Annotated in this window: 13 protein-coding genes and 1 tRNA gene; 5 read left to right on the forward strand and 9 right to left on the reverse strand. The window is 66.9% G+C overall.

Annotated features, from left to right (window positions below):
- Positions 1-299: 299 nt before the first annotated feature.
- From cphA to bcaP, 4 genes are all read right to left on the reverse strand, one after another.
- Complete coding sequence (gene cphA, locus AC56LR_RS05950; RefSeq protein ID WP_497128537.1) at positions 300-2,927, reverse strand: cyanophycin synthetase; 2,628 nt, start codon at positions 2,925-2,927, stop codon at positions 300-302.
- A 79-nt stretch (positions 2,928-3,006) separates the two neighbouring features.
- Positions 3,007-4,455 (reverse strand): iron-containing redox enzyme family protein, encoded by a 1,449-nt coding sequence (locus AC56LR_RS05955; protein WP_497128539.1) that lies wholly within the window; start codon positions 4,453-4,455, stop codon positions 3,007-3,009.
- 162 nt (positions 4,456-4,617) lie between these two features.
- A complete protein-coding gene (locus AC56LR_RS05960) occupies positions 4,618-5,235 on the reverse strand; it encodes an isochorismatase family protein (protein ID WP_497128541.1) in 618 nt (205 codons plus the stop codon).
- Positions 5,236-5,383: 148 nt separating this feature from the next.
- Positions 5,384-6,784 (reverse strand): branched-chain amino acid transporter BcaP, encoded by a 1,401-nt coding sequence (gene bcaP, locus AC56LR_RS05965; protein WP_497128543.1) that lies wholly within the window; start codon positions 6,782-6,784, stop codon positions 5,384-5,386.
- Between the two features lie 339 nt (positions 6,785-7,123).
- On the opposite strand from bcaP, the gene AC56LR_RS05970 reads away from it, so the two are divergent.
- Entirely contained in the window at positions 7,124-9,154 is a 2,031-nt protein-coding gene (locus tag AC56LR_RS05970) for a GGDEF domain-containing protein (protein ID WP_497128545.1), read from the forward strand.
- Between the two features lie 30 nt (positions 9,155-9,184).
- On the opposite strand, the gene AC56LR_RS05975 is transcribed toward AC56LR_RS05970, so the two are convergent.
- The 3 genes from AC56LR_RS05975 to AC56LR_RS05985 all read right to left on the reverse strand — a co-directional run bounded on the left by AC56LR_RS05975 (position 9,185) and on the right by AC56LR_RS05985 (position 13,418).
- Positions 9,185-11,170 carry an MHYT domain-containing protein gene (locus tag AC56LR_RS05975; RefSeq protein WP_497128547.1) on the reverse strand — a complete coding sequence of 662 codons (1,986 nt, stop codon included), beginning with the start codon at positions 11,168-11,170 and terminating at the stop codon, positions 9,185-9,187.
- A 103-nt stretch (positions 11,171-11,273) separates the two neighbouring features.
- Positions 11,274-12,233, reverse strand: coding sequence for a diguanylate cyclase domain-containing protein (locus AC56LR_RS05980; protein WP_497128549.1), 960 nt, complete (start codon positions 12,231-12,233; stop codon positions 11,274-11,276).
- Positions 12,234-12,464: 231 nt separating this feature from the next.
- Positions 12,465-13,418 (reverse strand): IS1595 family transposase, encoded by a 954-nt coding sequence (locus tag AC56LR_RS05985; protein ID WP_497128551.1) that lies wholly within the window; start codon positions 13,416-13,418, stop codon positions 12,465-12,467.
- 247 nt (positions 13,419-13,665) lie between these two features.
- On the opposite strand from AC56LR_RS05985, the gene AC56LR_RS05990 reads away from it, so the two are divergent.
- Positions 13,666-13,917: a helix-turn-helix domain-containing protein gene (locus AC56LR_RS05990; RefSeq protein WP_497128955.1), complete on the forward strand. Its 252-nt coding sequence runs from the start codon at positions 13,666-13,668 to the stop codon at positions 13,915-13,917.
- A 299-nt stretch (positions 13,918-14,216) separates the two neighbouring features.
- On the forward strand, positions 14,217-15,266 hold the full coding sequence (locus tag AC56LR_RS05995; protein ID WP_497128553.1) for an AI-2E family transporter: 1,050 nt from the start codon (positions 14,217-14,219) through the stop codon (positions 15,264-15,266).
- Between the two features lie 98 nt (positions 15,267-15,364).
- Here AC56LR_RS05995 and AC56LR_RS06000 read toward each other — a convergent pair.
- A tRNA-Val gene (locus AC56LR_RS06000) sits at positions 15,365-15,439 on the reverse strand.
- 325 nt (positions 15,440-15,764) lie between these two features.
- Positions 15,765-16,529, reverse strand: coding sequence for a 4'-phosphopantetheinyl transferase family protein (locus AC56LR_RS06005; RefSeq protein ID WP_497128555.1), 765 nt, complete (start codon positions 16,527-16,529; stop codon positions 15,765-15,767).
- Positions 16,530-16,662: 133 nt separating this feature from the next.
- Here AC56LR_RS06005 and AC56LR_RS06010 point away from each other — a divergent pair, with 133 nt between their 5' ends.
- Both AC56LR_RS06010 and AC56LR_RS06015 read left to right on the forward strand, forming a co-directional pair.
- Positions 16,663-17,532, forward strand: coding sequence for an ATP-binding cassette domain-containing protein (locus AC56LR_RS06010; protein WP_497128557.1), 870 nt, complete (start codon positions 16,663-16,665; stop codon positions 17,530-17,532).
- Positions 17,529-19,127 (forward strand): hypothetical protein, encoded by a 1,599-nt coding sequence (locus AC56LR_RS06015; protein WP_497128559.1) that lies wholly within the window; start codon positions 17,529-17,531, stop codon positions 19,125-19,127. Before AC56LR_RS06010 ends, AC56LR_RS06015 begins: the two co-directional genes overlap by 4 nt.
- Positions 19,128-19,129: the final 2 nt, after the last annotated feature.

Raw genomic sequence — 19,129 nt, forward strand, 5'->3', positions numbered from 1 at the left:
CAGTTTGGACGCTACGAAAGAGAGGGCTAACACAGCCATGCATGCACCGCTTTTTTGACAGGGAAGCTAGCAGCAACCCGGCCCGCCTACAAGGAAAATATGTGGGGAAGGGTCAGGGTCAGGTCTGACATTCGGACACGAGCCCAGCCTTATTCCAGTTGAGTCCGTGTCCGAATGTCAGACCTGACCCCGGTGTTGCGTCGTTTTAACTCCTGACAAACAACAACTTCAGGGTGTTGCGTCGGTGTTGCGATAAAAAAAGCGGCCGATTGGCCGCTTTCTTCATCGGCGATATAAGCCTAGACCTGCGACGCCACCAGGTCCGCGCTTTCCGGATCATTCACCCGCAGCGCTTCCACGAACACCTGCAGCGAAGAACCGCAGGCGAACACCAGCACGTCGCCCGCGCGGCACAGGCTCAGGCCGTGGCGGATTGCCTCCCCCACCTCGATCACCCGGTGCAGCGTATCGCTGATGCCGGCCGCTTCCTCGGCGCCTGCCAGGATCAGATCGACCGCTTCGCCGACTTCGCGGCCGCGGCTTTGCGACTCGTACACCACCAGCTCGTCGAAACGCTCGCCGCAGACGCGCCCGACTTCCATCAGGTCGTCGTCGCGGCGGTCGCCCGGCGCCGTCACGATGCCCACCAGCTGCCCAGGCAGCATGGCGCGCGCCATCTCCGCCATGGCGCGGTAGGCGGCCGGGTTGTGGGCGTAGTCGACGATCACGGTCACGCCGCGGATGTCGAACATATTCGTGCGCAGCGGATTGGTGCGGCCATTCGACACAAACGTTGAGAGACCCGTCGCGATCTGCAGGTTGGTAAAGCCGGATGCCATCAGGGCCGCGGCAGCCGCCAGGCTGTTGGCGATATTGAAGCGCGCACGGCCGCCAAAGGCCACCGGCATGCTCTCGACCCGCAGCAATTCCTGGTGCAGGTTGGCGTCGGCCACGACCACTGCGTTGTCCTGCAGGTAGACGCCGCGCCCGCCCTCTTCCAGGTGCGCGAGTAGCGTTGGATTCTCCGGGTCCATCGAGAAGTAGATGACCTCGGTCTCGGGCTTGACGCGGCGCGCCATCGCCACGCACAGCCGGTCTTCGGCATTGAGCACCGCCGCCTTCGAGCTGGATGCGGCAATCACCGCCTTGACCTGGGCCAGGTCTTCGACCGTGTCCACGCCGTCCAGGCCGAGGTGGTCGGCGGCGATGTTGAGCACCACGCCGACGTCGCAGCGATCGAAGGCCAGGCCGCGCTTGAGGATGCCGCCGCGCGCCGTTTCCAGCACCGCGAATTCCACTTCGGGCGAACCGAGCACGGTACGGGCCGACCAGTAGCCGGTGCAGTCTCCCTTGGCGACCTGCTTGCCGTCGATGAAGACGCCCTCGGTGGTGGTCACGCCCGCCACCTTGCCGGCCATGCGCACGGTGTGGCCGATCAGGAGCGTCGTGGTGGTCTTGCCGTTGGTACCGGTCACCGCGATGGTCGGGATGCGCCCGTCCGAGTCGCCCATCAGGCCCTGCACGATGGCGTCGCCCGCATCGCGCGGCGTGCCGGCGCTCGGGTACTGGTGCATGCGGATGCCGGGCGCGGCATTGATCTCGATGACGGCGCCGCGCTGGACGTCCAGCGGCAGCGCGATGTCCTGGCAGACGATGTCGATGCCGGCCACGTCCAGGCCGATCTTGGCGGCGGCGCGCACGCACAGCAGGCGGGTCGATTCCGGCAGCAAGTCGGTCACGTCCTCGGCGGTGCCGCCGGTGGACAGGTTGGCGTTGCCGCGCAATTCGGCCGCGACACCCACCGGCAGCACGCTGTCGACATCGAAGCCCTGCTTGCCCAGCATGTCCGCCGCGTGTTCATCCAGCGCGATTTTCGTGAGGATGTTGGTATGGCCGGCGCCGCGCGCCGGGTGCGCGTTCTCGCGCTCGACCAGCTCGCGGATGGTCGCGGTGCCGTCGCCGACCACGTGGGCCGGGCGGCGGCAGGAGGCCGCCGCGACCTGGCCGTTGGCCACCAGCACGCGGTAGTCGCGGCCTTCGACGAAGCGTTCGACGATGATGCGGCGGCCATACTGGCGCGCGAAATGATAGGCGCGCGCGACGCCCTCCGGGTCGCGCACGTCGACGGTCACGCCCTTGCCCTGGTTGCCGTCGAGCGGCTTGAGGGTGACGGGCGCCTTCATGCGCGCGGCCACGCGCTGGGCGTCTTCGACGCTCGTGACGACCGAACCCTCCGGCACCGGCACGCCGGCTTCCTTGAGCAGCGACTTGGTCAGCTGCTTGTCGCTGGCGATCTTCACCGCGATGAAGCTGGTGTCGCCGGTGGTCGTGGCCTGCAGGCGCTTCTGCTTCACGCCCCAGCCCAGCAGGAACAGATTGGCTTCTTCGGTGATGCGCTGGGTCGGGATGCCGCGCTCGTGGGCGGCGGCGAGCACCGCCGCGGTGCTGGTGCCGATCGCATAGCGCGCCGCGATCTCGCGCAGCTCTTCCAGACGCGGGGCCAGGTCGAAGTCTTCCTCGTTGCCCAGCGCCTCGACCAGGTCGACAGCCAGCTGGAAGGCCGGCTGGGTCAGGCGTTCCTGCTCATAGGCGCAGACGATGCGGAACTGGCCGGGCCGGCCGATCACGGGACGGGTACGGCCATAGCTGGCGGGCGTGCCGGCCTGTGTTTGCAGGTCGAGCGTGACCTGCTCGATCACGCGGCCCAGATAGGTGCCTTCGCGCAGGCGCTGGGCGAAGCCGCCGCGCTGCCCGGTCGGCAGCTGGCCGTGCAGGGACGGCAGCGCCGCCAACAGGGCCTCGTTGAAGCCGGGGATGTCTTTCGAGGAGACGCCGTACAGGTCTTCCAGGTCGATGATGCTGAGCAGGCAGGGTGAATCGGCGTGGACGTTCGGTCCGCGCAAGAAGCGTTGTTCCAGGATTTGCACGAATAGATCCTTGTAATAATTATGGGTGCGGGCCGCAAGCAAGCTGCGGCCCGCAGGCAATCGTCAACTCGCCCGGCGCTCACGCATCGAACAGCTGGGTGTACATGCGGGTGGCCATCAGCCCCGCCGCCGTATGGTGTACTTCGGGCGACATCAGGCCGACCAGCAGGGCCATCGCGTCCTGCTTGCCGCTAGCGCCCGCGACCTGTTCTTCCAGCAGGCGCAGTTCGTTGCCGGCGTCTTCCAGTCGCGGGTGGCGGCGGATCAGGCCGCGCTCCGGGAAGGCGGCGCTGCGATCCTGCTGCTGGCCCAGGTTGTCCAGGGTGCGCTGGCGCGCGCGCCAGGTCATGGCGCGCTGGCCTTCGGCACGCTTTCCGTCCGGCGCGGTGGTGATCCAGTCGCGCAGCACCTGCAGCTCGTAGGCGCTGAAGACGCCGAACATCTCGGCCTTCTCGCCGCTGACCAGGCCCCAGAAGCGGCTGTGCTCGACCTCTTCTCCGCGCTTGATCCAGCCGGCCTTTTCCAGGGCCGCCAGGAAGTCCGGGACCTGGGCCGGCGTGGCCAGCCAGTCGTTCACGGAGCGGCCCGCGACACGGCAGTAGTCCGAGTGCATGTTCTTGCCCACGCGGCTCTTGGCCGCGAGGATCTCGACCAGTTCGCCCTGCAAGTCGAATTCGGCGATGACCGAATTGCTGCTGGCGCCCAGGTCGTTCAGGCGGTAGCCGTCGAGCACGCGGCGATAGAAGGCATCGCGGTCGCCCACGCGCGGCATCAGATCGACGAGCGCCTGTACCGCCTTCTGGGCGTGGCCGCTGGCGGCGTTGTCCACCGTGACGTGCAGGGTGAAGTAATACGGGTCGATGCCGAATTCGTTCAGCTCGTACGAGGTGATGAGCAGGTGCAGCGGCAGCTGCTCGTAGCCGAGGTTGTAGCCGATGACTTCGGGCAGGAAGTGGTCGGCGTGGTGGCCGAGCGCGAGCTGCAGCGCGCCCTGCACGAAATGGTCGTCGTCGAGCGCTTCCCATCCGTCGCAGCCGTGGGTAGCCAGCAGCTTGCGGTAGAGCGTGACGTGGTTCTTGTCGGGCACGCCCTCGCCCAGCTCTTCGATATAGGTCTTGATCAGGCCGTGGTAGGCCGGGTTGTCCCAGTGCTTGAGCAGGCCATACAGCCAGGCGCCGTCGACCAGCTTGGTCGGGGCCACGGCCTTGATGAAATACAGCGCATGCGAGCGGCAGGAAAAACAGCGGCGCGGCGCGCCGTTCTTGCGCGCGGCCAGGTAGTCGCGATACTGCTGGCCGACGGCGTCGGTGCGTTCCTCGACCCAGGCCGGCAGTTCAGCGAGCGTCGGCGGCAGGTCGGCAGGCAAGTCCTGCACGGCCGCCACCTGCTCCAGCACGTAGGCGCGCGCCTCGTCTTGATTGGCGCGCGGATGATCGTAGAGCGAGAAATACAGGTCCCTCGCACGCTCCCGGATCGCGGGAGCGGCATGGGCGGCGACGGGCGTAGCGTCTAACAGCATCGAATTCATGTCTCTCGGATATTAATGTTGGTCTGGGAAGACAATCCCCCATTATCCAGACTGAACTGTTTCGCGAGAATCGGTAGGCGCGCTGCGAGGATGTAAGAGAGGGATTACAAAACTGACAATGGAAGAGCTGGGAGAATTTTGCCAGATGGTCAATTTTCCGGCTTAAGGCCGGGCTCCGAGCGCCAGGTCGGCCACCAGCGCGCCCCCGGACAGCCTGACCGGGACCGCGCCCGCGCCGAGCATGCGCGCGACCGCACGGTCGCCATCGCCCGGCTTGACCTCGACCGCGCGCATCGCTTCGAGCACCAGCAGTACCTCGAAACCGGCCTCGATCCCGTCCAGCACCGTATTGAGCACGCAATAATCGGTGGCCAGTCCGCACACGCTCACCCGCGTAACGCCCTCGGCCCGCATGCTGCGCGCCAGGCCGGTGCCGTTGAAGGCCGAATAGGCATCGTGGGCCTGGGTATCGGCCTTGGAGACGATGACGGCGTTTCCGGGCAGGCGCAATTCGCTGGAGAAGCGCGCCCCTTCGCTGCCGGCCACGCAATGCGGCGGCCAGGGACCGCCCTGGGCGGCAAACGAGCAATGGTCGCCCGGATGCCAGTCGCGCGAGGCATACACCGGCAGGGCGCGGGACTGGTACAGCGCGATGAGTGCATTGATTGGGGCGAGCACCCGGTCGCCTTGCGGCACGCCGAGGCTGCCGCCGGGCAGGAAATCGTTCTGCATGTCGATGACCAGCAGGGCGTCGCTTTTGCCGAGCACGATGGCGCTCATGTGCATCTCCGATATGGCGGGCCCGGGAGGGGCCTGGCGTCGCAGAAAAGCTTAGCACGTAAGCTAGGCTGCCCGGCGCGGAAACGACAACGCCCGGCCAGCAATGCGGGCCGGGCGCCGGGTGTGGCCGCGGGAAGCGGCTACGGGATTACTGGTTCGTGACGTTCAGCAGCGAACGGCTGCGGGCGTAGCCGAAATAGACCGCCAGGCCGATCAGGAGCCAGATGACGAAGGCCACCCAGGTATGCCAGCTCAGGAAGGACATCAGCGCGACGCAGAACACGATCGCCAGGGCCGGGATCACCGGCACGCCAGGGCAGCGGAAGGCGCGCGGCAGGTCCGGGCGGGTCTTGCGCAGGATGATCACCGCGACCGAGACCAGCGAGAACGCGGCCAGGGTGCCGATGTTGACCAGTTCGGCCAGCACGTCGAGCGGCACGACCGCGGCGATCAGGCCGAAGACGATGCCGACCATCCAGGTGGCGAAGAACGGGGTGCCGTATTTCGGGTGCACTTCCGACAGCTTCTTCGGCAGCAGGCCGTCGCGCGACATGGCGAACAGGATGCGGGTCTGGCCATAGGCCATCACCAGCATCACGGTGCTCATGCCCAGGATGGCGGCCAGGTCGACGAAGCCGGCGACCCAGTCCTGGCCCGCGTATTGCAGGGCCAGCGAGACCGGGTGGTCGACGCCCTTGAAGTTCATGAAGGGCACGATGCCGGTCATGATCGAGGCCACGATCACGTACAGCACGGTGCAGACCGCCAGCGAACCGATGATGCCGATCGGGAGATCGCGCTTCGGGTTCTTCACTTCTTCGGCGGCCGAGGTCACGGCGTCGAAGCCGATGAAGGCGAAGAACACCAGGGCGGCGGCGCTCATCACGCTGCCGAAGCCGAAGGGCATGAAGGGCTGCCAGTTTTCCGGCTTGACGTAGTTGACGCCGACAACGATGAACAGGATCACGACGCCGGTCTTGATCAGCACCATGACGTTGTTGATGCGGGCCGATTCGCGCACGCCCAGCGACAGCATCCAGGTCAGCAGGATCATGATCAGGAAGGCCGGCAGGTTGAACAGGGTCTCCACGCCCGGCTGTGCACCCGGCGCGGCGCGCAGGGCTTCAGGCAGGACCACGCCGATGCCCTTGAGCAGCGACTGGAAATAGCCGGACCAGCCGACCGCGACGGTCGAGGTGGCCAGGCCGTATTCGAGCAGCAGGTCCCAGCCGATCATCCAGGCGACGATTTCGCCCAGGGTGAAATAGCTATAGGTGTAGATCGAGCCGGCCACCGGCACGCTCGACGCAAATTCGGCATAGCACAGGGCGGCAAAACCGCAGGCCAGCGCGGCGATGATGAAGGAGAGCGTCAGGGCCGGCCCTGCAGTCACGGCGCCGGTGCCGGTGAGCACGAAGATGCCGGTGCCGACGATGGCCCCGATGCCCATGAGGACGAGGTCGAGCGGGCCGAGCACCTTTTTGAGGCCGCCCGGTTTCTGGGCTGTCGCCAACATCGTGTCGAGATTCTTGGTTCTGAAAAGACTCACTGCTTGTTCTCCAATCAAAAAAATAGTGTGGCTCCACGGCGTTAATGATGTCGCCCGGGCGGTTCTCGCCCTTGCGCTCCGTGCATGGTGGTGGTAACCGCCATGCCGGCCCTGGAACCGACTTCGCCTTGCCTGCGGGGTTGCATTTCGCAGGCGTAACATTATCACCAGATTGTTGTTTTGAATCAAAGTAAAAGCATGAAACTCGTCATTTCGCTTGTTCAGACACAAAATAAATATTGCGTAGCGCAAACATGCGCACCTTCAGACCGTGCTTGATTTCCGTAAATCAACAGAACATAATCGCCTCACCTTCATTTGGCCCCGGCCGAGCAGACCATGACGACCCCGCTGCCGTCCCGCATGGCGATGAGCACCTGGCGCAGCGCTGCGCCTGCGCTGCTGCTGGTGCTGGCGTCGGCATGCGGGGCCGCCGCGGCCGATGGCGCCCCGGGAGGCGCAGCGCAGGCGCGGCTGCGCGAACTGGCCCAGCTGGCCGAGAAAAGCAATCCGAAGGCACGCGCCCTGCTGGTCCGGGAAACGGCAGGCCTGCGCGCCGACCTGCCGTATGCGATCCGCATCGCATATCTGCGCCTGCTGCGCCGCACCCATGCCGACGCCGGCAAGCTGCGTGATGCCTATGCGGTGGACGAACAGCTCATCGGCCTGGCGCAGGCCGAGAACGATGCGGCGCAGACCGCGCTGGCCAGCCTCGGACGCGTGCACAAGCTCCTCAACGACAACGACCCGGCCGCCGCCATGGCCCTGCTCGAAAGCCTGAACGTCCAGTACCAGGGCTTGAACAACGTCGAATTCACGGCCAGCGCCGACGTCGCTTACGGCGCGATCTACAACGTCATGGGCCAGCACGACCGCGCCTTCAGCCACTATTTGCACGGGCTCGAACTGGTGCAGCGCCATCCCGGGCTGTGGGCCCCGCGCGAATCCGACCTGGTGCTGGCGCTGGCGCGCCTGTACGTGAATACCGGCGACGCGGCCAAGGCGCTCGACACCACCCGCGCCTACCGCGAGGCGAGCGGCGCCATGCCGGTGCGGGTGGAAGCCTCGATGCATTTCATGGACGGCCGCGCCTACGTCTCGCTCTACCAGCTGCGCCAGGCCCACGTGTCGTTCGGGCGCGCGCTGGCGCTGGCGCGCCGCAATGAACTGAACTGGCTCGAGGCGAACATCCTGGGCAACGTCGCCGATGCCTGGCTCAAGGAACACCGCTACCCGCAAGCCGAACGCAGTGCGCGCGCCGCCGTTGCCGTGGCCGAAAGCGTGGACGACCAGAGCGCCATCCAGATGGCCTATGCCAACCTCGGTTTCGCCCTGTTCGGCCAGGGCCGGATGCCTGAAGGCAGCGCCTACATCGACCGGATCACGCGCGAACTGCGCAAGGCCGGCGCCTTGCCGGGCGTGGCCAACCTGCTGGCCGAAAAAGGCGCGGCCCTGGAAAAGGCCGGGCTGTACAAACAGGCCTTGCAGACCGTGCGCGAGCGGGAAAGCGTCATCGAAGAGCTGGCGGTGGAGCGGCGCGACAAGGCATTCGCGGCGCTGCAGGAGCAGTTCAAGGCCAAGCAGCGCGCCGCGCAGATCGCCGTCCTGCGCCAGGAAAACGCGGTGAAGGATGCCGAGATCCGTAACCGCACCCTGCGCCAGGCCGTCACCTCGCTCGGCGCCGCGCTGGCGCTGGTGCTGTCGGGCTTCGTCTTCATGCTGTACCGGAAATCGCAGCGCACCGGACGCCGCCTGGCCGAGCTCAATGCCGAACTGGCGCACAGCTCGGCGCACGATCCGCTCACTGGCCTGTACAACCGGCGCTCCTTCGCCGATCGCATGCGCGAGCGCGAGGCCGCGCAGGCCGGGTCGATCGACTGCTTCATCCTGCTCGACATCGACGACTTCAAGCGCATCAACGACCAGCACGGCCATGCCGCCGGCGACCTGGTGCTGGTCGAAGTGGGCCGGCGCCTGAACGAAGCGGTGCGCGAATCGGACATGGTGCTGCGCTGGGGCGGCGAGGAATTCCTGGTGTATTCGCAGGGCGTGAACGCGCTTCAATATCCGCTGCTGGTGCAGCGCATCCTGAACGCGATCAATGCCGCCCCGGTGATACTGGACGACGGCAGCGCGCTCGCCGTCAGCGCCACGGCGGGCGCGGTCGCGCTGCCGGGCGCGCCCGACCCTGGCTTCGGCTGGGAGCAGGCCATCGCGCTGGCCGACCGCGCGCTCTACAAGGGCAAGGAAGCGGGCCGCAACCGCGGCTTCATCGTGGAAAGCGCCCTGCCCGGCCAGGCGCCGGGCGCCGAGCGCGAGCTGCGCCTGCAACTGGTGATGCCCGACCTGTCCTGGCAGCCGGCGCTGTAAGCGCCACGCCCGGGGCGGTTTCGCGCAGCCTCAGGCCCGCATCAGGGCGCGCCGCCCGGCCAGCGCCGCCACTGCCTGCACCAGCAACGCCGGGCGCAGCGGCTTGGCCAGGAATTCGTCGAAACCCGCTTCCAGCGCGCGCTGCTGGTCCTCGCGGCGCGAGAAGGCCGTCAGGGCGATCGCGGGAATCGCGGCCGCCTGGCGGTCGCGCAGCGCGCGCACCTGGCGGATCAGCTGGAAGCCGTCCATCAGCGGCATGCCGATATCGCTGATCAGGAGGTCGGGCGCCTCGCGCTCGAGCGCCAGCAGCGCATCCTGCGCATTGGACGCCGACAGGACGGTGGCGCCGGTGCCGAGCAGCACCTGCTGCACCAGTTCCAGCGAATCGGGTTCGTCTTCCACCACCAGCACGGTCACGCCGGCCAGCGCGGCGCCAGGATGCGCCAGGACCTCGGCGGGTACGTCCACGGACGGCGCCGGCACGCCGGGGGTACGCGCCGTGATGGCCTGCCGGATCGGCAAGTGCAGCGTGAAAGTCGAGCCGAGGCCTGTCCCGGGGCTGGAGACGGTGATGGCGCCGCCCTGCAGTTCGACCAGCTGGCGCGCAATGGCCAGGCCCAGTCCCAGGCCGCCGTGGCGGCGCGAAGACGAGGCATCGGCCTGGCGGAAGCGGTCGAACACATAGGGCAGGAAAGCCGGATCGATCCCGACGCCACTATCGGTGACGTCGATCGCCACCTGCTCGCCGTCGCGGCGCACGCTCACCGCCACCCGGCCGCCCGGATCGGTGAACTTGATCGCATTCGACACCAGGTTCGACATGACCTGCTGCATGCGGCCGGGATCGCCCGTCACCGGACCGGCGCCGTAGTCGACGTCGGCCGAGAGCTGGATTTGTTTCAGGATCGCCGCCGGGCGCGCGGTTTCGATGGCGGCGTCGACGAATTCGCCCGGGCTGACCGGCAGCGCCTCGACCCGCACCTTGCCGGTGATCAGGCGGCTCATGTCCAGCATGTCCTCGATCAGTTGCGACTGGGCGCGCGCATTGCGTTCGATGGTTTCCAGCCCGCGCCGCAGCATGGCCTCGTCGCGCGCGCCCTGCAGCAGCAGCTGGGACCAGCCCAGCATCGCATTGAGCGGCGTGCGCAGTTCGTGCGAGAGCGTGGCCAGGAATTCGTCCTTCAGCTGGCTCAGGTGCTCGGCTTCGACCCGCGCTTTTTGTTCGCGCAGGTAGAGCGACTGGCGCGCGGCCGCTGTTTCCAGCGAAGCGGCAAGGCTGCGGTTGCGCGACGCCAGCCGGGCGTCGAAGATCGCCGCCAGCAGCGCGATGCTCAGGACCGCGAAGCTGGCCACCGCGACCAGGATCGCCAGGTGGTCCTGCTCGACGCCATCGCTTGCTGCGCGGCAGATGCTGGCGGCGTCGAAGTGGGCGGCGGCCATGCCGGTGTAATGCATCCCGGCGATGGCCCCGCCCATCACCATGGCGGAGCCCAGCTGCAGCAGGCGCGGACGGCGCAGGTGCTCGCTCAGGCGAAAGCCGATCCAGAGCGCGCCGGCGGAGGCCCCGATCGCAATCGCGACCGAAGCCAGGAACAGCCAGGGATCGTAGGTGATCGGCGGGTCCATGCGCATGCCCGCCATGCCGGTGTAGTGCATGGCATTGATGCCCAGTCCGATCAGCACCGCGCCCCAGGCCAGGTGGCGCCCGCCGAGCCGGCGGTGGCGCAGCTGCCACAGGGCCAGGCCGGATACGACCACCGGCAGCAGCCAGGACACGAAGGTAATGAGGGGATCGTAACCGACCGGCATCGGCAGGCGGAAAGCCAGCATGCCGATGAAATGCATGGCCCAGATGCCGCTGCCCATGGCGAAGGCGCCGCCGGCGATCCAGGCATGCGGGCCGTGACCGTCCGATTGCCTGACCCGGACCGCCAGGCTGAGGGCCGTGTAGGACGCGAACATCGCGACCAGGATCGAGAGCAGCACCAGCGTTGGTTCGTAATGGCCGTTGAGCATGGAAGATGGGAGCGCGTTTTACGGCGAGTGTACACCAGCCTTGCCGTGCCCGGCGCTGGCCACGCATGCGACACCTCGGCCGCGGCGGCGGCGCCGCCAGGGCTTACAGCGCGTCGCCGTCGGCCACCACGCGGTCGCGGCCGCCGCGCTTGGCGGCATACAGCGCCTTGTCGGCCGCCTCGATCAGGGTCGCGGCGTCATTCAGGCGCTCCGGGTCGAAGGTGGCCACGCCGATGCTCAGGGTCACGTGCGGGCGCAGCGCGTTCGGTGCATGCGGCAGCGCCAGCGAAGCGACGTGGGCGCGTATCGCCTCCGCATGCACGCGCGCCTGCTGGGGGGGGGTGTCGGGCAGGATCGCCGCGAATTCCTCGCCCCCGTAGCGCGCGGCGACGTCGCCGGCCCGCTTGAGCATCCCGGCCAGGGCCTGGGCCACGCTGGTCAGGCAGGCGTCGCCTTCCTGGTGGCCGAAGTGGTCGTTGTAGGCCTTGAACGAATCGATGTCCATCAACAGCAGCGAGAGCGCCCCGCCGCTGCGCTGGGCGCGGCGCAGCTCGCGGTCGAGGGCGACGTCGAAGTGGCGGCGGTTGGCGATGCCGGTCAGGCCATCGACATAAGAGCGCGCGCGCAGCGATTCGGCATGGTCGAGCAGGCGCCGCTCGCGATCATTGGCGCCGCTGACGTCGCGGATCTCGACCAGGCAATAGCGCTCGCCGTCCTCGCTGAAGGGCGTCACGGTGACGGCCTGGTCGATGCGCTCGCCATCGAAACTGCCCGCCTCGCGCAGCGGGAACGGCGCGCGTCCGGTCGACGCGGGAACCGTGGTCGCCACCTCTTCGGTCAGCGCGGCCAGCACCGCTGCCTCCACGCGCGAGCCGCGCAGCTCCGGGAAGACCTCGAACAGCGCCCGGTCCCGCACCCGCGCTACCGAATAGCCGGAGCGCGGCACCATCCAGCTGTTCCACAGCACGATCTCCTGGGCGGCATCGAGCACCACCAGGCCGGAGTTGGCGAGGTTGACGGCGCGGGCGGCGAAGGGGCTGGCAAATTCGGTCTTTGGGTTCATTGCTGAAATAGAACTAGTGTCGAAAAGAAACTTAACGATCATACCCGAGATTGGGACTGGCGGGTCAGCTTAGACAGTGGGATTTCATGAGCGCGAACCTGTCGGCGCGGCGAGATCCGCCACGATGCCGCACCCGACAATCGATCAGATCATCGTTGGACCGCGCCGGAACTCGGCAGTTCAATTTCTACAGCTTGCGGTGACAGCGCCAAGATCTTGGCGCTGTGCCCGTTACGTGTGGAAGATGCCCAGCGCCGCTCTCAGCAGTCCCTCCGGTGAACCAATGCGTTCGCCGTCGAGCGCCCAGCGCCAGCCCAGGTAATTGGGCAAATAGCGCGAGGCGACACCGTAAAAACGCGCCAACCACTGCCGGAAACGCTGGTGGTAGGCGTTGACGTTCTGCACGTGGACGGCGCCGCGCATCCGCTCGCCAAGTCGCAGGTTCACGAAAGCGTGCGCAATGCCCGCTTCGCGCGCGAAGGCCCGGTAGGCGGGATGCCCGTCGGTCACCAGGAGCACATCCCGGTGGAGCCGCGGCGCGAGGTGCCGGTGCAGCTGCCGGCTCGTGACGGCGGCGCGACCGGTGACGAAGTCGAGCGTCTGCCCGGTGCGGTCGCGCGCGACCAGGATGCAGACGTGCTCATGGGTGATGCCGCGTGTGGCGGCGACGCCGCCGCGCCGGCGGGCAGGCCGGTCGAGCTTGCGCGAACCTTTTTGCGATTCCAGCAAAAGCATTTCGTCGGCTTCGGCGATGCCGGCCAGCTGCGCGGGCCGGTCGTGCCTGGTCAAGGAAAGAAAACGATGGCGCCAGCGAAAGCTCGTGTTGCGATGCACGCCGACGGCCTTGGCAGATGCACGTAAGCTCTTGGTGTCGAGCATGTTCGAGAGGTAATCGAGCCACTTGGCGCGATGGCGCAGGCGCGACAGCGGCGTGCCGCTCAATGCGCTGAAGGTCTTGCGGCAAGCGCGGCAGCGGTAGCGCTGGATGCCTCGGTTTAGCCCATGCCGATACGGCCGTTCGGCATGGCAGGACGGGCAGCAGGGACTGGGTCTGGCTTGCGCGATCGCCGCGCAGACGCGTTCGAAGCCAATTGCCGGGCGCAAGGCGTCCAGCAGCTGCGCGTGCTGGCCCCGCGTCAACGAGGGTAATTTCTTCAGCCACCTGTTGAAACCTGCTCGGTTCATGCCGCACCCGACAATCGATCAGATCATCGTTGGACCGCGCCGGAACTCGGCAGTTCAATTTCTACAGCTTGCGGTGACAGCGCCAAGATCTTTATTAGAGTAATTACTCGGCCGTGACATTTCGAGAGCCTTGGGCCTACCCTTTCCGATTACGATCCAGTCTTACCGCGTTGTCCCGGCAAAGTCCCGGACCGCAAGCGAAAACATGATGGATCAACGGAAGGATGCGGCAATGGCTGGCAAGATGATGGAAGAAGAATATGGGATGGAAGTCCCGGCTGCACCGGCGCAAGCCGCGCCCTGGCCGGCCGCGCCGCACGACCTGCGCCGCCTGCGGATCCGCAAGCGCGAAAGCCAGGAAAAGTTCTGGAACCGCTTCGGCGTCACCCAGTCCAGCGGCAGCCGCTTCGAGACGGGCGTCCTGATCCCGCCGCCGGTGGCGATCCTGCTGCGCCTGTACGCCAACGGCACGCTCACCGACGACGACCTGCACGGCTGATCCAGGGCCGAACCGCGGCGGCCCCTGCGCCGCCTCACCCCGCTTTCTGTTTTTCCGAAGTAATCTTTCGGTATTATTCGCTTTTACCGGACGAGCTCCTTGCTTTATCCTTCAGCATCGGCAACTGCGCCCAGGCGCCCGCCCTGCACCTCTTGATAAAGCACTTCGGAACCATGAAACGCATTGCATTTCCCAGCGCAGCCAGGCTCGCGCACCCGCCCGTCCCCGGTATTCCGGCCCGCCTGCAGCCCGCAGGCGCCAACCCGGGCAGCCGCCGCCCGCTCCGGGGAGGCTGAACCGTGGACCAGGGACCCGGATCCACATTTCGCTACGGCTCGCTCGTCATACCGGTGCTGTTCGCCATCGCCCTGGGGCTGCTGCTGCAGCATTTCCTGGGCTCGCTCGCCTGGGCCGGCCTGCTGGCCGTGATTACCTGGCCGCTGCGCGAGCGCCTGGTGGCGCGCGGCTTCCCGCCGCTGGCCACCGCCGCCATGCTGCTGGCGCTGCTGCTGGTCGGCTTCTTCGGGCCGTCGCTGCTGCTCATCAAAGCGCTCGGCCACGAACTGGTCGGCGTGCAGCGCCTGCTGGCGCGCCTGAACGAAGTCGGGGTCGAAGCGCCCGGCTGGCTGGCGCAGCTTCCGCTGGTGTCCGAGCGCGTGATCGCCTGGTGGAACGAACACCTGGCGATTCCCGGTGGCCTCAAGGCCCTGATCCAGACCACGCTCGGCGACGTCCTGCCCCACCTGTCCGGCGCGGCGCGCTTCTGGGGCTCGACCATCCTGGCCAATGCGCTGTATCTGTTCCTGACCCTGCTGACCCTGTTCATCCTCTACCTGCACGGCCCGGCCGTGGTGCGCTATGTCGACGGCGCCGGCGTGCGCCTGCTGCCCGGCCATTACGGCAACCTGCGCCGCATCCTGCCGCTGTCGGTGCGCGGCACGGCGCTGGGCCTGTGCTCGATCGCGGTACTGGAAGGCGTCGTGCTCGGTGTCGCGTATGCCATCGCGGGCGCGCCGGCGCCGGCCCTGCTCGGCGTAATCACCGGCTACCTGGCCCTGATCCCGGGCGGGGCGCCGCTCTCCTTCACCATGGTCTCGCTGCTCCTGCTCGGCCAGGGCCATCCCGGCGCGGCCCTCGGCCTGTTCACCTGGGGCGCGGTCGAGCTGTTCATGGTCGACAAATTCATCCGCCCCAAGCTGATCGGACACCGCGTCAACCTGCCTTTCCTGGCCGTGCTGTTCGGTCTGCTGGGCGGCGTGTCGACCCTGGGCGTGATCGGCCTGTTCGTCGGCCCCTTCATGATGGCGGTGCTGTATGGTTGGCTGCGGGCGGAGCACAGCCGTGCCTAGCCTGGCTTCTCCGGGCCCGCCGCCTGTTACGGGCAGGCCTGGAACGACAAAAGGGCTTGCCACCTCACGGTGCAAGCCCTTTTTGTCGACAACCAATCTGGTGGGAAGTGCAAGTTTCGAACTTGCGACCCCTGCAGTGTGAATGCAGTGCTCTACCCCTGAGCTAACCTCCCGGTGGCCCATATTATGCCGCAACTGTTGAGAAATTTCAATATCTAAACCAGCATTCCCTGCGCGGGCCGGTTCCACGGAGCGCTCCGGCGCCGATCACATGGCCGCATGGGCGCCTCATGGCCGCCCGGAATCCGCCCGACATTCGCATTGCTAACCGCCGGTTTTGTAATAGATAATGCCCCTGTATTCAATTCGATCTGCTCGGGGTGCGAATCAATGTGGTTAACGCAAAGTACGACGGCAATCCTGCCATTTTCACCCGTTTCGCATAAACCTGCCGTACGCCGCATTGAACGCCGGCCGGCGCTGGTTCAAACTCGCCGCCTACCAGGCGCAAACGGTAAATACCGTTTCTTTCCCAATCAATTCGAACGCGATACTGCAGGTGTCGCCTGCCATGAATTGCGGACACAGGTTTTCCTGGACAACGAATACGGCGCGGCGCTTGCCGAAGTCGATGGAACGGATTTCCAGGGCGTCGAAATCGATATACCTGTTAATCGTGCTGAATACCGCCTTGAAAAAACTCTCTTTCGCCGAGAATATCAAGGTAAGCAATATGTCGCTGCCGATCTCCGTGGAAATCGCATCAAGATAGGCAAGCTCTGCCGTGGAGACGACCGTCTGGCGCAAGGCGTCGAGCGCCGCGCCGCCGCTCACGTCTTCGATGTCGATACCGATACCCCTGCACTGGGCCGCATGCGCCACCACGGCCGCCGCCAGCATGCGGCTATGGGTAATGCTGCCGACATAATGCGGTGGCCAGAGCGGTTCGCGCATCGCTCCGGCCGGTATTTGCCGGGATCCCGCATTGGCATGGGCCAGCGCTGCACGGGCGCAAAGCCGCCCGTGGAAATATTCGGCCTGGCGCTTGGTGACGGCGCGTGCAATCGCCTCGGGACGATCGATGCCCGCCGTGCGGAACGCGGCCGGATCGAATGCAGCGGCGTCATGAACGCTCAAGAAGATCGTCGGTGCGTATCCCTCGAACACGGCCTCCCATTTGACGGCTTCGACCCGGAAAGGCGCGGTCGCGGCGCAGGCGATCGCCATCGGCAGATTCTCGCGCAGCCACTCCTGCATGCTCATTCGGGTTATGCCTTTTTAATGTAAGACCGTATTGGACCATTTGATTATACTGCGGCTGCGCACAGGCTATTTCGTCCTGCTTTAATTATCTCCTGCCCGTCCTGCCATTCTTTTATCCCAAGGATCGATTCCCATGCTGTGTATTGAAAACGTCTGCAAGACTTATCCATCCGGAGTCCGGGCGGTCGACGATATTTCGCTGTCGCTGGGCGCCGGCCTGGTCGGGCTGATCGGACACAATGGCGCCGGCAAGACTTCCCTGATCAGCATGATCGCAACGCTGATGCTGCCGAGCAGCGGACGCATTCTCTTCAATGGCACCGACATCGCCACCGATCCCGACGCGATCCGGCGCCGCCTCGGTTTCCTGCCGCAGAATTTCAATGTGCAGGACAAGCTGCGGGCGTGCGATTTCCTGCGCTACATGGCGGCGCTCAAGGGCGTGCGCGATCCGGCACGGGTGCGCGAATGCCTCGAGCTGGTCAACCTGCAGGAGTTCGGCGAGCGCCGCGTCGGCGAATTTTCCGGCGGCATGCGGCGCCGGCTCGGGATCGCCCAGGCCTTGCTGAACGACCCCGACATCCTGCTGGTCGACGAGCCCACGACCGGGCTCGATTTGGAGGAACGGCGCCGCTTCCGCGCCTTGATGGCCGAGCTCGGGTCCAGCAAGCTGGTGCTGCTGTCGACCCATATCGTGTCGGACGTCGAGAACATCGCCTCCGACATCGTCATGATCAGCGGCGGCCGCTTGACCACGCACGCCGGTCCGCAGCAGATCATGGCGCGCGCGCGCGGCCACATCTGGTCGGCCTTCGTCGACCTCGACCACTACCACCGGCTGCGCGAGACGGTCACGATCCTGCGCGCGCATCAGCAGGCAGACGGCATGCAGTTGCGGATGGCGCATCCGCAGGCGCCCTGCCCCGGCGCGGTGCCGGCCGAACCCGGGCTGGAAGACGCGCTGATGGCGCAGTACCCACTCCCGGTGGAGCAGGCGGCATGAACGGCGCCTTCCTCACGATGGTCGGCCACGAACTGCGGCGCCACCTGGGGCGCTGGCAGTTCGTGCTGGTGCTGGCGGCAACCGTCGTCGTCACCAGGATGTTCTGGGTCGATCCGCAGAGTGGCGCCTCCATGCTGACGGTCAACCGCACCCGGGTCGAGTATGACAGCGCGGTGATGGCCTTGATGTTCGGCGCGATGGTGCCGGTGTTTGCCGGCCTGGCCGGCTTCTACCTGCTGCGTGGCCGCGCACAGCAGGAAATGCTCGATGGCAGCGGCGCCATGCTTGCCAGCACCCCGGTCAGCAACGCACGCCTGCTGCTGGCGCGCTGGGCCGGCGGTGTCACCGTGCTGGCGCTGCTGATGCTCGTTTCGCTGGGCACCGTACTGGTGCTGCACCTGGCAATGGTGCCGGCGCCGATCGAGCTGCCGACCTACCTGCTGGTCTGGGCCCTGCTCGGACTACCCTGCATCATGTTTGCCGCGAGCATGGCCGTGTTGTGCGATGCCTGGGCGCCGCTGACCGGCCGCGCCGGCGAAATCGCCTATTTCGCGCTGTGGGCGGGATGCGCGGGCGCGATGGGACCGTTCTGGCGCCAGGCCGGGGCCCAGCTCCATCCTTTGCTGCTGGTTGATTTTTCGGGACACTACACCGTCATGGCCGAGCTGGCGAACCTGTTCGGCACCGGTGCGATCGGCACCGAGCGGTCTTCGTTCGAGCCGGCCCAGGGCGTGCTGGCGATGCCGCAGGCCATCCTGAGCCCGCAGCTTGTCGGCGCCCGCCTGCTGGCCGGCCTGCTGGCCTTGCTGCCGCTGTGGCCCGCCATCCGGCTGTTCCATCGCTATTCCCCCGAGCGCCGGGAAGCGCCGCGCCAGGGCGTCCTTGCCCGCCTGGGTGCAGGCGCGCGCAGGATGCTCGCGCCGCTGAACGACCGTCTCGCCCGCTTCGCCGCCGTCGCGGCTCCCCTGTTGGACGCAGCCGGGCGCCTGCCGGGCCTGCCTGGTGCGCTGCTCGCGGAACTGGGCATGACGCTCACGACGCGTCCGCTGACGATCGTCATGCTCGTGGTGGCAATTGGCGTGACGCTGCCGGCGACCGCGTCGTCGCTGGCCGCGGTCCTGCCGCTGTGCCTGATGGCCTGGGCGTTTGTCTGCAGCGACATCGCCACCCGCGACCATCAGGCCGGCTGGTACCACGCCAGCCTGGCCCTGCCCGGCGGGCGGGGGCGCCGCTATGCGCGCCAACTGCTTGCCGCGCTGGTGCTCGGTTTCGCATTCTGCTCGGTGGTGCTGGTGCGCTGGGCGGTCGACTATCCGCTCGGGGCCGCCGCCCTGGCCAGCGGCCTGCTGCTGTTCGCGGCGCTCGCTACTGCCCTCGGCCACGCCGTGCGGCTGCCGCGGCCCTTCCTGTTCCTGTTCATGCTGGCGCTCGGGCTGTCGAACGAGCTCAGGGAAGTGGCGCAGCTCGACACCTTCGGCATCCGCCATCGGGTCACGCCAGGCATCGTCGGCGGCCAGATGCTGCTGGCCGCCCTGCTGGTCGCCACCGGCGTCCTGGCCGAGCGGCACCGCCGCCTGCGGGGCGGCGGCGCCTGAGC

The organism is Telluria sp. ZT3P39, from assembly GCF_059685935.1.

Excerpts from the sequence above, each read along its gene's own strand:
- AC56LR_RS05955 (WP_497128539.1), bottom strand. The coding sequence starts at position 4,455 with ATGAATTCGATGCTGTTAGACGCTACGCCCGTCGCCGCCCATGCCGCT.
- AC56LR_RS05960 (WP_497128541.1), bottom strand. The coding sequence starts at position 5,235 with ATGAGCGCCATCGTGCTCGGCAAAAGCGACGCCCTGCTGGTCATCGAC.
- AC56LR_RS05970 (WP_497128545.1), top strand. The coding sequence starts at position 7,124 with ATGACGACCCCGCTGCCGTCCCGCATGGCGATGAGCACCTGGCGCAGC.
- AC56LR_RS05975 (WP_497128547.1), bottom strand. The coding sequence starts at position 11,170 with ATGCTCAACGGCCATTACGAACCAACGCTGGTGCTGCTCTCGATCCTG.
- AC56LR_RS05980 (WP_497128549.1), bottom strand. The coding sequence starts at position 12,233 with ATGAACCCAAAGACCGAATTTGCCAGCCCCTTCGCCGCCCGCGCCGTC.
- AC56LR_RS05985 (WP_497128551.1), bottom strand. The coding sequence starts at position 13,418 with ATGAACCGAGCAGGTTTCAACAGGTGGCTGAAGAAATTACCCTCGTTG.
- AC56LR_RS05990 (WP_497128955.1), top strand. The coding sequence starts at position 13,666 with ATGGAAGAAGAATATGGGATGGAAGTCCCGGCTGCACCGGCGCAAGCC.
- AC56LR_RS06005 (WP_497128555.1), bottom strand. The coding sequence starts at position 16,529 with ATGAGCATGCAGGAGTGGCTGCGCGAGAATCTGCCGATGGCGATCGCC.
- AC56LR_RS06010 (WP_497128557.1), top strand. The coding sequence starts at position 16,663 with ATGCTGTGTATTGAAAACGTCTGCAAGACTTATCCATCCGGAGTCCGG.
- AC56LR_RS06015 (WP_497128559.1), top strand. The coding sequence starts at position 17,529 with ATGAACGGCGCCTTCCTCACGATGGTCGGCCACGAACTGCGGCGCCAC.